We start from the raw sequence: 12,312 nt of genomic DNA on the forward strand, positions 1-12,312 counted from the left end.
GCCCGCTGATGCTGGCCCCCAGCCCGCCGATGCTCAACGTGGGAGCAGTGTTGTCCACCACCCAGGTGCGCTCATCGGTTCCATTGGGGGTGGTCCCGGCGCTCACCAGTTGGTTATCGGCTGCGTCGCGGATGTCGTGGCCGTTGGCAAATCCCAGGCTCACGTTCCCGCTTACCCCCGCCAGGTTGCCGCCGCTGGCGGTTACGTCCCAACTGGCGGCAAAGCCGTTGCCGTCCGGACTCACCGCCGCTACGCTCAGCCCGGCAGTGCTCCCGCTGATACTGAAGTCGGCGGCGGCCACACCGTCCACCGGCTCGCTGAACGTTACCCGCCACTTCAGGCTATCGGCATTGGTGGGGGAACCACTTGGCGTCTGGTACTCAATATCCACCACCGTCGGCGCCGTGGTGTCCGGTGGTGGATTGACAGTACCCTTGATGGCGAAGCGATGCCTTAAAGAAGAAGAGACCCAATTATTGGAATCTAGAAACCTGCCGCCATCGGCGATAGACCACCCCGTTGCACCGCTCTCACTGTTAGAAGTTGTTGTGTCTGTGACAGCACCTTCAGCCTGAAGCCAGTAGGTCGTGCTCGCATCCAGCACCGTATTGACGGGTGCGGTGAACGTGTTGACGGTATTAGCAGTGACGGTGGCCGGAGGGGTGAGAGTGGCAATCACTGTGCCAGTAGGATTTGTGCCATCTGCCCGGGCCGGCGTGGCTGTGGCCTCATCCGATTGCGCACCATTGGTTGTGCCCGCCACGGCGCGGATGCGGAAGCCGTAGGCGGTGCCGTTGGTGAGACCCGTCACCGTGTGGCTCGTTGTGTCGGCGTCGCTGCCGCTGATGTCCGTCCAACCGCCGTAGGCGCCGCCGCCCGCCTTCCGCTGAACCTGGTACTTGGTGATGGCGCTGTTGCCGGGGTCGGCCCAACTCAAGGCGACCTGGGCGTGTCGTCATCCGTAACGGTGACCGCCACGTTACCCGTCACGCTGTTGTAGCCGCCGCCGCTGGCGCTGTGGGACAGGGTGGCGCTGTCGTCCGTGGCGTCAGCGTCCTCTCCTGCCGAGACGGTGACCGTCTCGGCACGGGACCAGTTGAAGTTGGACGTGGTGAAGCTCAGGGTGTTCTGGTTGCCGTTCGTGTCGGGGTCGGTGTCCACTGTCACATCACCAGTGGCACCGCCCACCGTCACCGTGACAGTGCCCGTGGGCTCGGTGCCCAGCCTCACCGTGTACGTGGCGCTGCTCCCCTCCTCCACCGTCAGGGACGTGGCGCTGAACAACAACCCCGGGTCATCATCGCCAATGACGAAGCTGAAGCGCTTCGGGTTGTTCAGCGTGTAACCGGCGCCGCTCTTCAGGGTCAGCTCCATCAGCTCCGCACCCTCGGACACACTGTCGTCCGTGATGACCACCGGGATGGTGACACTGCTGCTATTGGCCGGCACCGTGACCGTGCCCAAGTTGGTGCTCGTGTCCAATCCGGTGATGGAGAAGTCACTGCCCACCGTGGCCCAATCTAAGCTCGACACCCTCGGCTCGTTCACCGCGTAGTTCACCGTGATGTTGGCCGTAGGCGCAGGGCTGATCTCCAACGTCACGTTCTGCGTGCCATCACCCTCAGATACGCTTACCCCGGTAGCCGCAAAACTCACGGCGGGGACGGGGTTAGGAGTGCCACTGATGGCGAATTGGAGTGAATCGGAAGTGGCGGTCCATACGCTTTTCACTACTCCTTCCACTAGGGCATCTCTGAACAAGAGATGGTGTGTGTGTCAGGATGGAGTGAGAGACTGTGATCTGGCAGGAGGCCCACTGGTATGGAGAGGATTGCGAGGAGCTTTGCGGACCTTGAGTAGGAGAGCAAGAAGCGCAAGACGCGGCGAGAGAAGTTTCTGGAGCGGCTGGAGGTGCTGATACGGTGGGAGAAGCTGTTGGAGAGGATCCGGCCCTACTACCCCACTGGTGGCAAGGGGAGAGTCCCCTACCCGTTGGAGCGGCTGCTGCGGGTGCATTGTGTGCAACTGTTCTACAACCTCAGTGATCCGGGAATGGAGGACATGCTCTACGAGGTGGAGAGTGTGCGCCCCCTAAACCTGACCTTTGGGCAAGCTGTCCGGGGCATCGTCCAGCCTCAGCCCTCGCAACAGGCCAGCAAGCGCAAGGACGACCCCAAGCAGTGAGCCTGCCCCGCCCTGGACTGTGCCCTTCACAATCCAGGGCAACCAGGTCTGTAAATCCCACTGTAAATCCCAAAGTTATGCTGGCTCCGTTCAGCGCCCGTTGAGGCTGGATGCTGTGGCATCAAGAATCAGCACCTCTCCTGTCTCGGCGCCGCCTGGGCCGGGCAGTGATGGATCATGTAGGGGATGACCGCCCAACACCTTACGATCCCCCACGGCCACCCCATGGACCTTGAAGAAGAAGGGCTGGCTTTCTCTCAAGCCGGTGTTCAGTGAGCCCAAGCAAGCGGGTACCCCCTCCCTGAGCCAGCCCTACCCAGGCGCCACCTGAATCCGCTTGCGGCAGGCGCCTTTGCGGCGAATGGTCTGGAAACCCACGATGCCGTCCACCAGGGCAAAGAGGGTGTCGTCCCGTCCCCGACCCACGTTCTCGCCGGGGAGGATGGCGGTGCCCCGTTGGCGGATCAGGATGGATCCCGCATGAACCCGCTCACCGCCGTAACGCTTGACGCCAAGACGTTTGGCGTTGGAATCGCGGCCGTTGCGGGTGGAGCCGGTGCCTTTCTTGTGGGCCATGGAATTGCAAGGGGGGAAGGAAAAGGTTAGGAGATGATCTCAGGCGAGGGGTTGTCCCGCCACGGTGATGGAGTCAACCCGCACCCGGGTGAGGGCCTGCCGATGGCCCCGCTTGCTGCGGGTTTTCTTCTTGCGGCGCATCTTGTAGACAATGAGTTTGGGGCCACGGCGATGGGCCAGAACCGTCAGGTTGATCCGTCCCCCTTCCACGTAGGGGGTTCCCACGGTGATCCCGGCGCCGGAACGCACCATGAGCACCTGATCCAGTTCCACCGTCTCGTCCACTGCGGCATCAAGGCGGTCCAGATCGTAGTAGCGTCCCGGCTGGAGCCAGAACTGCCTGCCACAGGCCTCGGCAATGGCGTAGGCGCCAACGGGATCGGCGGCAGGGACTGGAGAAGGCGCCGTGGCAGTTGGGTTGTCGTTGCCCGACGGAGAAGCTGACGATGATGAAGACATGGACGAAAACGGCGCAGCCTGGCTGGACTCGCGAACAAGCCCCATTGCAAGCCAAACCTGCTGACCAGCAAAAAACGGAGTCTACATTCTCATGGCTTGTCCCCTCCCCGTCAAGGCTTGTCTTGCGGCGGGTTGGCGGGTGTGTAGGGTTGCAGGGATGGATGAACGGGATCGTCGCAATTTTCTGTGCAACCTGACCGAGTCGGGCAGCGGGGAACTGTTGCGCCGCCTCAAGCGGTGCTGGCGGACTTTGTCTCCATGGCCTGCTCCACGGCTGGTAAAGATCCACGTTCAGGCCATGGACCGGTTGGCCACCCAACTCAAGATGGAGGGGTGCAGCATCACCTTCCTGAAGGGCTACCCCATGGCCCCCATTGACATCACGGCGCGCTTGATGGAGACGCACCGCAAGGCCATGGCTGTGGATCAGCCCGGTCTCCGGCCAACCAGATCGCCTGAAACCTCTTGATGAGACCTGGCAAAACCTACATTCTCAAGCTTTACGTGGCCGGCAACACGCCCCACTCCATGCGAGCGCTCAAGACCCTGCGGGAGATCCTGGAGACGGAGTTCAAGGGGGTCTATGCACTCAAGGTGATCGACGTGCTGAAAAACCCCCAGCTTGCCGAAGAGGACAAGATCCTGGCCACACCAACCCTGGCAAAGATTCTGCCGCCCCCGGTGCGGCGCATTATCGGTGACCTCTCGGACCGGCAGCGGGTCCTCATTGGCCTGGATCTTCTCTTCGAGGAACTGTCCGGCGACGCAACCGACATGTTGCATTCTGATCCAGAAGAGGCAGCCTGAGGCCATGACCAGTCAGCTTTCCCCCCTGCCGGATCCCCGCAGCCAGGGATTCGGCCATGTTCAGAAGGTTCCCACCGGCATTGAAGGTTTTGACGACATCTGCCATGGGGGGCTGCCAACGGGGCGCGCCACCCTCATCAGCGGCACCTCCGGTACGGGCAAGACCGTGTTCTCCCTCCACTTCCTCTACAACGGGATCAAGCAGTTTGGCGAGCCGGGAATCTTTGTCACCTTTGAGGAGTCACCCATCGACATCCTGCGCAATGCCAGCAGCTTCGGTTGGTCGCTCCAGGACCTGGTGCAGCAGGACAAGCTCTTTGTGCTGGATGCCTCTCCAGACCCGGAAGGGGAGGATATGGCGGGCAGCTTCGACCTGTCCGGGCTGATTGAGCGCATCAACTACGCCATCCGCAAGTACAAGGCCAAGCGGGTGGCCATTGATTCCGTGACGGCGGTTTTCCAGCAGTATGAAGCCGTCTCGGTGGTGCGTCTTGAGGTGTTCCGCATGATCGCCCGGCTCAAGGAAATCGGGGTGACCACGGTGATGACCACGGAGCGGATTGACGAGTACGGACCGATCGCCCGCTATGGCGTGGAGGAATTCGTCTCCGACAACGTGGTCATCCTGCGCAACGTTCTGGAGGGGGAGCGGCGCCGGCGAACCTGTGAAATCCTCAAGTTGCGGGGCACCAGCCACATGAAGGGGGAGTTTCCCTTCACCATTGGCGTGAAGGGGATCAACATCTTTGCCCTGGGGGCCATGCGGCTCACCTCCTGCTCCTCCAATACGCGCATCAGTTCGGGGATCTCCCGCCTGGACGAGATGTGCGGCGGCGGTTTCTTCAAGGACTCCATCATCCTCGCCACCGGCGCCACCGGTACGGGCAAAACACTGCTGGTGAGCAAGTTCCTGGAGGAGGCGTATCGGATCAAGGAGCGGGCCATCCTCTTTGCCTACGAGGAATCCCGCGCCCAACTGATGCGCAACGCCGTCAGTTGGGGAATGGATTTCGAGAAGATGGAGCAGGCGGGGCTCATCAAGATTATCTGCGCCTATCCGGAGTCCACGGGTCTGGAAGACCACTTTCAGATCATCCAGACCACCATTGAGCAGTTCAAGCCCACCCGCATCGCCATTGACTCCCTCTCGGCCCTGGGGCGGGGTGTGAGTCAAAGCAATTTTCGCCAGTTTGTGATTGGCGTCACAGGTTATGTGAAGCAGGAAGAGATTACGGGGCTGTTCACCAACACGTCCGAAGAATTCATGGGCAGCCACTCCATCACCGACTCCCATATCTCCACCATCACCGATTCCATCCTGCTGCTGCAGTATGTGGAGATTGGCGGTGAAATGTCCCGGTCCATCAACGTGTTCAAGATGCGGGGCTCCTGGCACGACAAAGGCATCCGGGAGTTTCTCATCGGCAAAACCGGGGCCGAGATCAAAGACTCCTTCAAGGACTTTGAGCGGATCATCAGCGGGATCCCCAGACGCATCAGTGAGGATGAGCACCAGAGCCTTCGCCGCATTGTCAGCCGGAGCGACGCCGGGGAATGATCGCAGTGTCCCCTGCGGCGTCCGTCCGGGCCCGCTCCGCCAGTAACGCCAGTTCATCGTCATCACTGCCCTCCAGGGGCAGTTCGAACCAGAACGTGGTTCCCACGCCGGGCTTGCTCACCAGCTTGGGGACACTGCCCTGTTTCTCCATGATGTTGCGCACAATGGCCAGGCCAAGGCCGGTTCCCTGTTCCGTGTGGACCGTATTCTCAGCCCGGTAGAACCGCCCGAAGATCTTGACCTGATCCGGTTCGTTCATGCCGCATCCCGTATCGGACACCTCCACCCGCAATCGGGGCATCCGGGAGGTGAGGTCGTTGATGGTGGCGCTGGCGCCCAGGTCGGGAACCGGGCAGGAGTCCGGCCACAGGTAGCCCCGGAGGCATACCAGGCCACCGGACGGGGTAAACTTGAGGGCGTTGCCCACCAGGTTGTCCAGCACCTGGAGCAGGAGATCGAAGTTGGCCTGAACCCGGGGCAGGGTGGGCTCCACTTCGCACAGCAGCCGTACCCCTTGTCGAACGCGTTGAGGCGGTAGTTGCGCAGGGTCTGCTCCAGGGCCGGGCGCAAATCCATGGGTTCAAACCGAAACTCCTGCCCTGACTCCAGACGGGAAAGATCCAGCACGTCATTGACCAGCCGGGTCAGGCGATCGGTTTCCGCATTGGCCGTGGCCAGAAATTCGCTACGTTCCTCGTCGCTGATTTGTGTCCACAGGTCATGGAGGGTTTCCACGTAGGTCTTGATGTTGAACAGAGGCGTCCGCAACTCGTGGGACACGTTGCTGATGAAGCGGCTTTGGGCGGCGTTCAGCTCCACCTCACGACTCAGGTCCTGGAGCGTGACGGTGACGCCCTTCAGGGCGCTGCTACTGGGATCCGTGACCGCCACCAGCACAATGCGCAAGGTGCGGGTAGGGGAACCGAAGCTGCAACGGATGTCCCGGGTGGCCTGTTCACCCGCCAACACCTGCTGCAGGGCTTCCCCCACGTCCATCAGCAGGGATTCGGGCAACAGGTTCACCAGCGGCTCCCCCACCAGCTTGCGGGCCTCCCAGCGGAACAACCGTTGGGAAGTGGGGTTGGCCAGCACCACACGGCCCTGATTATCAAGAAGCATGGCCCCATCCGCCATGGTGGCAATGAGGGACTGCTGCTGGGCCTGGGCCACCTTCAGCTCCTCGATATTGGCGGCCTTGTACACCTCAAGCTGGCTGGCCATGGCGTTAAACCCCGCCAGCAACTCCCCCAGTTCACCCCCCATGGGCAAGGCAATCCTGGTGGAAAACTGGCCGGCGGTAATTTTGCGCACCCCGTGGAGCAGCGCCTTGATGGGATGGGTGATGGTGAGAGCATTGAAGACAGCCCCCAGAATCACCAGCACCCAGATGGCAATAAACACCGCAATGGTCACCTTGCGGGTTAGGGCCGTCGTATTGAGAACCACTTCATTGGGGTTGAGGCCCAGCGCCACGGAACCCAGGTTTTGCCCATCGGCCGTCAAGGGCACAAACACGTCTGTGACCTGGCCGTCGGGGGACAGGTGCTGACGCACCAGAGGATCGCCGGGATGGTCATGGATGTTGTCCGGCAACTCCAGGCGGCGCCGCAGCCGCAGGGTGCTGTCTTCCTCGGCGTTGTCGAGGGGCAGGGTCAGGTAGATCATCCCGTCAGGGTCGGCAAACAGGATGTAGCGAATACTGTTGCTTTGCTCCCAGAAGCGGTGGGCCACGGTGATCACTTGGCGATCCTGGCCTTCCGCCACCAGGGACGTCACGTTGGCAGCCAGCAGGAGACCCACGTCCCGGGCATAACGGGTGTCGCTGAGGCGGGCATCCGCCTGGATGGAGGACAGGGAAAAGAAGGTGAGACCCGTCATGATGAGGCTCACCACAAGGGTGGACAGGGCCAGCAGCTTGGCTTGGAGGGTGAACTCTGACCACCACTGCCGCAATGCAGTCGGCAGAGCTTTCAGGATGTCCATGATGTCGTGCTCTACTGCAGTGCTTCTCAGCGCCGACGCACTTGGTGGCCAATATCGGACCGAGCCGTTTTGCCAGTGTAGTGAATCTGGCCGAGGCGATTGTAGGCCTGGTCAAAAGCCTGGTCAAAGTTGTCACCAAGCCCCACACTGGCCAGGACGCGCCCTCCGGCGGTCCGGAGTTGCCCTGTTGCCGTGGACCCCACGCCAGCGTAGAACACCATCCCCCCGGAATTGACGCTGCCGGTGTCCGTGATGAGGTCCCCGCGGCGAACGGGGCCGGGATAACCTTCCGCAGCAGCCACCACACAGGCGCTGGCCCTGGAGCCGCGGGTGCTCAGCATTGGGGCTTCCCCCAGCCGGCCAAGGGCGCAGGCCTGGAGTACGGCGGCCAGATTGCCCTCCAGCAGCGGCAAGACGCACTGACACTCCGGATCCCCGAAGCGACAGTTGAACTCGATCACCGTGGGCCCCGTGGCCGTGAGCATCATGCCCCCGTACAGGACGCCACGGTAATCAATCCCCCGCTCCCGCAGCGCCGCCAGCACCGGCAGGAAAATGGCGCTGCGCATGTGCTCCAGATCCTGCTGATCCAGGAACGGGACCGGAGCGTAGGCCCCCATGCCGCCGGTGTTGGCTCCGGTGTCCCCCTCGCCAATGCGCTTGTGGTCCTGGGCAGGGGGGAGCAGCACCAGATCCCGGCCGTCACAGAGGGCCAGCACCGACACCTCCGGGCCTTCCAGGCGCTCCTCCAGCACAAGCTTCTCCCCCGCACGGCCAAAAGCCCCGGCGAAGGCCCGGTCCACGGCGGCTTCGGCCTCAGCCATGGTGTTGGCCACCGTCACCCCTTTCCCCGCCGCCAGCCCATCGGCTTTCACCACCGGAGGGCGGCCCAGACGGTGGAGCAGGTCCATGGCTTCCGTCCGGCTGGTCACCACCCAACCGGGGGCCGTGGGCACGCCGGCCTGGGTCATGAGCTGCTTGGCCCAGGTTTTGCTGGCCTCCAACCTGGCCCCGTCGGCGCCGGGACCAAACACCGTCAGGCCATGGCCCCGCAGATGATCCGCCAGGCCGGCAGCCAGAGGGGCCTCGGGACCAATCACCACCAGCGTGACGGCCTTGTCCCGGCAAAGCCGGAGAATTCCCGTGCCGTCGTCCGCGGCCACCGGCGCCACGGCAATGGGCGCCGATCCCTCGGTCCCAGGGCTGACCATGCCCCCGTTGCCCGGCGCCACCCACACCGTCTGCACCCCCGGGCTTCCGGCCAGAGCCCAGGCCAGGGAATGTTCACGACCACCTGAGCCGATCACCAGGATGTTTGCCGTCATGGATTTGGAATGTTTGGGTGAAGGGTGGCGTTTCCCCTTAGCTTGGGCTGCCGGACCTGGCATTGCCTGAGATGATCATGGATACCCCGGCCCTTGCCCTTGGCCCCCTCCTCCATGAAGGGAAGGCCAAAAGACTGTATGCCACAGCGGATCCCCAGTGGTGCGCTGTGGAGTTCAAAGACGTGGCAACGGCATCCAACGGTCGGCGCCAGGTTCGATTGCCCGGCAAAGGCAGGCTCAATTGCCAGATTTCAGCCCGGTTGTTCACCCTTCTGGAGCAGGCGGGGCTGCCCACCCATTTCCGGGAACTGGTGGGGGACGGGTGGATGCTGGTCCGACCCTTGCGCATGATCCCTCTGGAGGTGGTGTTGCGGAACCGGGCGGCGGGCTCGCTGCTGCGGCAACTCCCCATCGTGACAGGGCAACAGTTGGAGCCGCCTCTGTTGGACCTTTACTTCAAGGACGATGCCTTGGGGGATCCCTTCCTCAGTGAGGCCAGGCTGGCAACCTTGAAGATCCTCACACCCCAGGCCCGGGTTCAACTGGAGACCATGGCCCGTCAGGCGAACGGCGCCTTGCATCAGGCATTGGCCGGTCTCGACCTGGATCTGGTGGACCTCAAGCTGGAGTTTGGCTGGGACGCCTCCGGCCAACTGCGGCTGGGGGATGAACTCAGCCCGGACAATTGTCGCCTCTGGGATCGGCGGCAGAGTCCCCACAGCCCAGGGCGTAGTCTTGACAAAGACAGACTTCGTCAGGGCCTTGGCGGATTGGTTGCCGCCTACAAGGAGGTTAATCACCGCATCCAGGCCCTTGGCCTCCAGCCTCGATCCCATGACCCTGGCGAGGGACTCTAGTAGGATGGCGGCATTACATTGGTCAAGCATGTCTCAAGCCCTATGGGGTTTTTGGTACTCCATGGTAAATTTCCGCCAGCGCCGGTGTTCCGCCAAGCTACTTGGCGCCCTCTCCACCGCTGGCCTGTTCACGGTGGCGTCCCCCGGACCCTTGTTTGCCCAAGTGGAGCAGCCCGCTGACGGGTTGCATATGGCGTCTCCCCTGATCGAGGACCTGGGCCTGATCCGGCCGGCGGCGCCCATGGCCCTGAGCGGTGCTGCGGCCGAACGCCAAGTGGCCCAGGCTCTGGATAACCTGAAGCTGGCCCAGGGTGGACCGGAAGAGGAACCGGAAGAGGAAGAAGCCACCGAGGACCCATCCTTGTCGCCCTTGGAGGAGGAGGAGCCGGACGACCCTGGACGGGAGCAGATTCTCCCTGAAGAAGCCCCGTCCGGAGCGGTTCAGGACATTGCCCCTGAGCAGCAGGTGGTCATCGCCGAAGTGGTCATTGTGGGGCTGGAGGATCACCCGGAAAGGGAACGTCTTGAGATCGTTGCCTACGACGCCATGGAGGTGCGGCCGGGTGGAACCACAACCCGCTCCCAACTGGAAAGAGATCTCACCGCCGTCTACGCCACGGGCTGGTTCAGCAACGTGCGGGTCGTTCCAACCGATGGGCCGCTGGGGGTGCGCCTGGAGGTGACCGTCACCCCCAACCCTGTTCTGAGTGGGGTGGAGTTGGAGGAGCAGGATGTTCTGCTACCGGACGAGGTGGTGCAGGAGGCCTTCGCGGCGGACCGGGGGCAAACCATTAACCTGGAGAGCCTGCAGAGGCGCTTGACCCGCCTGGAGGAGTGGTATGCGGAGCAAGGCTATGCGCTGGCCAGGGTGTTGGGACCAACGCGAATCACCCCGGAAGGGGTGATCATCCTCACGGTTCGTGAGGGCAGGGTATCGGACATTGAGATCGAGTTTGCCAACGAGGAGGGGGAGACCACCGATAAGGAGGGAGAGCCCGTCCGCGGGGATACCAAGCGCTGGGTCATCACCCGGGAAATGGCCACCCAGGCGGGGGATCGCTTTAATCGCCGCGTCCTGCAGAAGGACCTGGAACGCCTCTACGGCACAGGCTTGTTTTCCGACATCAACGTCTCCCTGAAGCCCATTCCCGCCGATCCCGGTCTTGTGGCGCTGGTCTTGAAGATCCAGGAAGCCAAAACCGGCTCCGTCTCCGGTGGCCTTGGCTATAGCGGTGTTCAGGGACTATACGGTCAGGTTGACTTCAGCGAGGACAACCTGTTTGGCCGCGCCTGGAGAACGACTTCGCAGTTCACCTATGGCCGGGGCGGAACGCTGGACCTTGCTTTTCACGATCCCTGGATCAAGGATGATCCCTATCGCACAGCATTCCGGATGAATATATTCCTAAGCCGAGAGATTCCACTGCAGTTTCGGCGAGAGGAGGGAGACGATATGAGCTTGGTAGAATACTATCGTGAAGCCGATAATCCTACAACAAATACTGTCTATAATGCAACAAGTGTAGAGAATCCTAGACTACGTACCACTATGGGGGATAGCAGAGAAATTGACCCTGAAACTGAGAATTTCTTTTATGAAGATAGTGGCACTCACAATGTCCGCCTACAACGAGTCGGGGCGAATTTCCAGTTTATCCGGCCTCTGAACGATGGCGATCCCCTTGCCGAGGACGTCAAATGGACGGCTTCCGCTGGTCTCACTTTCCAGCAAGTCACCGTTCAGAATAGCAGTGGCGAATCCAGGATCTACGCAAAGGGACCCCAAAAAGACCAGGAGACAACCGATAACTTCTTTTGTGTGGGCCATGATTGTCAATCCGACAACTTCCTGGCCGGGTTGCGCCTTGGCCTTCTTTACAGCAGCTTGGATAACAGGGCCAATCCAACCAGCGGCAATTTTGCCAGCTTCTCCACAGAGCAATATATTTCTGTTGGGGAAGGGTCGCCAACCTTTAATCGAGCCCAGTTCAGCTTGGCCCATTTCATTCCCGTGAAGCTGCTCAAAATCCACCCGGGTTGCCGCCCGGCCCCCGGAGAAGCGGAAGAGTGCCCTCAAACGCTTGCATTTCAGGTGACAGGCGGCGCCCTCCTGGGGGCGGACCCACCCTATGAATCCTTCTGCCTCGGCGGCTCCACCTCCATCCGCGGCTTCTATGAATGCGCCATCGGCCCCGGCACAACCTTCACTGAACTGTCCATGGAGTATCGCTTCCCCATCATCGGGATTGTCAGTGGCGCCATGTTCGCCGATGCCGGCTCTGTTCTGGGCACCCAGGGGAACGTGACGGGGAATCCCGGCAAACTTCTAGAAAAGCCGGACAGCGGCTTCAGCTATGGCGCCGGCGTGGTGCTCAGCACCCCGTTGGGACCGTTGCGCGGGGAGATGGCCAAAGGCAACCACAACGACGACTGGCGCTTCAACTTTGGCGTGGGCTGGAAGTTCTAGGGGCCATTGCCATGGTCTGGCCTCCCGACTACAAACGCCGGTGGACCGTTGCTTCCGAGACGACCCTTGCCGGCGTGGGCCTCCACAGTGGTCTCG

11 protein-coding genes and 2 pseudogenes are annotated in these 12,312 nt (G+C 61.9%); 6 read left to right on the top strand and 7 right to left on the bottom strand.

Going from position 1 to position 12,312, the window contains the following annotated elements; translation table 11 throughout:
* Both BG35_RS12585 and BG35_RS0102370 read right to left on the bottom strand, forming a co-directional pair.
* A partial coding sequence (locus tag BG35_RS12585) for a fibronectin type III domain-containing protein (RefSeq protein WP_161632503.1) occupies window positions 1–937 on the bottom strand: 937 nt, incomplete at its 3' end.
* A complete protein-coding gene (locus BG35_RS0102370) occupies window positions 934–1,656 on the bottom strand; it encodes a hypothetical protein (RefSeq protein ID WP_025781535.1) in 723 nt (240 codons plus the stop codon). The genes BG35_RS12585 and BG35_RS0102370, both read right to left, overlap by 4 nt.
* Window positions 1,657–1,884: 228 nt before the next feature.
* Between BG35_RS0102370 and BG35_RS0102375 the strand changes: the two are divergent.
* Window positions 1,885–2,184: pseudogene (locus tag BG35_RS0102375) on the top strand (transposase); the annotation flags it as partial.
* A gap of 90 nt (window positions 2,185–2,274) precedes the next feature.
* Here the strand turns inward: BG35_RS0102375 and BG35_RS12960 are convergent.
* Genes BG35_RS12960 through rplU form a run of 3 tightly spaced genes read right to left on the bottom strand, consistent with a single transcriptional unit; the run spans window position 2,275 to window position 3,219 of the window.
* Complete coding sequence (locus BG35_RS12960) at window positions 2,275–2,445, bottom strand: hypothetical protein (RefSeq protein ID WP_161632504.1); 171 nt, start codon at window positions 2,443–2,445, stop codon at window positions 2,275–2,277.
* A gap of 51 nt (window positions 2,446–2,496) precedes the next feature.
* A complete protein-coding gene (gene rpmA / locus BG35_RS0102385) occupies window positions 2,497–2,760 on the bottom strand; it encodes a 50S ribosomal protein L27 (protein WP_025781538.1) in 264 nt (87 codons plus the stop codon).
* A gap of 39 nt (window positions 2,761–2,799) precedes the next feature.
* Window positions 2,800–3,219: a 50S ribosomal protein L21 gene (rplU, locus tag BG35_RS0102390; RefSeq protein WP_025781539.1), complete on the bottom strand. Its 420-nt coding sequence runs from the start codon at window positions 3,217–3,219 to the stop codon at window positions 2,800–2,802.
* A gap of 91 nt (window positions 3,220–3,310) precedes the next feature.
* Between rplU and BG35_RS0102395 the strand changes: the two genes are divergently transcribed.
* Genes BG35_RS0102395 through kaiC form a run of 3 tightly spaced genes read left to right on the top strand, consistent with a single transcriptional unit; the run spans window position 3,311 to window position 5,584 of the window.
* On the top strand, window positions 3,311–3,688 hold the full coding sequence (locus tag BG35_RS0102395; protein ID WP_080687987.1) for a hypothetical protein: 378 nt from the start codon (window positions 3,311–3,313) through the stop codon (window positions 3,686–3,688).
* The gene (gene kaiB, locus BG35_RS0102400; protein ID WP_025781541.1) at window positions 3,688–4,026 is read left to right on the top strand and encodes a circadian clock protein KaiB; all 339 of its coding nucleotides are present in this window, start codon (window positions 3,688–3,690) and stop codon (window positions 4,024–4,026) included. The genes BG35_RS0102395 and kaiB overlap by 1 nt, the downstream gene beginning before the upstream one ends.
* Before the next feature lie 4 nt (window positions 4,027–4,030).
* Window positions 4,031–5,584 (top strand): circadian clock protein KaiC, encoded by a 1,554-nt coding sequence (gene kaiC / locus BG35_RS0102405; RefSeq protein ID WP_025781542.1) that lies wholly within the window; start codon window positions 4,031–4,033, stop codon window positions 5,582–5,584.
* On the opposite strand, the pseudogene BG35_RS09915 reads toward kaiC, so the two are convergent.
* Both BG35_RS09915 and purD read right to left on the bottom strand, forming a co-directional pair.
* Window positions 5,559–7,567, bottom strand: a pseudogene (locus tag BG35_RS09915) (ATP-binding protein). The gene kaiC and the pseudogene BG35_RS09915 overlap by 26 nt on opposite strands.
* 26 nt (window positions 7,568–7,593) lie before the next feature.
* Window positions 7,594–8,892, bottom strand: a complete 1,299-nt coding sequence (gene purD / locus BG35_RS0102415) for a phosphoribosylamine--glycine ligase (RefSeq protein WP_025781543.1) — start codon at window positions 8,890–8,892, stop codon at window positions 7,594–7,596.
* 77 nt (window positions 8,893–8,969) lie between these two features.
* On the opposite strand from purD, the gene purC reads away from it, so the two are divergent.
* Window positions 8,970–9,749 (top strand): phosphoribosylaminoimidazolesuccinocarboxamide synthase, encoded by a 780-nt coding sequence (gene purC, locus BG35_RS0102420; RefSeq protein WP_034416630.1) that lies wholly within the window; start codon window positions 8,970–8,972, stop codon window positions 9,747–9,749.
* A 61-nt stretch (window positions 9,750–9,810) separates the two neighbouring features.
* Window positions 9,811–12,216, top strand: coding sequence for a BamA/TamA family outer membrane protein (locus tag BG35_RS0102425; RefSeq protein ID WP_051506104.1), 2,406 nt, complete (start codon window positions 9,811–9,813; stop codon window positions 12,214–12,216).
* The last annotated feature ends 96 nt before the right edge of the window (window positions 12,217–12,312 follow it).

The organism is Candidatus Synechococcus spongiarum SH4 (genome assembly GCF_000586015.1).
Classification (GTDB): Bacteria; Cyanobacteriota; Cyanobacteriia; order PCC-6307; family Cyanobiaceae; genus Synechococcus_B; species Synechococcus_B spongiarum_F.

Bases quoted from the DNA above. Each gene is read 5' to 3' on its own strand.
- purD (WP_025781543.1), bottom strand. From the start codon at position 8,892: ATGACGGCAAACATCCTGGTGATCGGCTCAGGTGGTCGTGAACATTCC.
- BG35_RS0102395 (WP_080687987.1), top strand. From the start codon at position 3,311: ATGGCTTGTCCCCTCCCCGTCAAGGCTTGTCTTGCGGCGGGTTGGCGG.
- rplU (WP_025781539.1), bottom strand. From the start codon at position 3,219: ATGTCTTCATCATCGTCAGCTTCTCCGTCGGGCAACGACAACCCAACT.
- rpmA (WP_025781538.1), bottom strand. From the start codon at position 2,760: ATGGCCCACAAGAAAGGCACCGGCTCCACCCGCAACGGCCGCGATTCC.
- BG35_RS0102425 (WP_051506104.1), top strand. From the start codon at position 9,811: ATGGTAAATTTCCGCCAGCGCCGGTGTTCCGCCAAGCTACTTGGCGCC.
- kaiC (WP_025781542.1), top strand. From the start codon at position 4,031: ATGACCAGTCAGCTTTCCCCCCTGCCGGATCCCCGCAGCCAGGGATTC.
- kaiB (WP_025781541.1), top strand. From the start codon at position 3,688: ATGAGACCTGGCAAAACCTACATTCTCAAGCTTTACGTGGCCGGCAAC.
- purC (WP_034416630.1), top strand. From the start codon at position 8,970: ATGGATACCCCGGCCCTTGCCCTTGGCCCCCTCCTCCATGAAGGGAAG.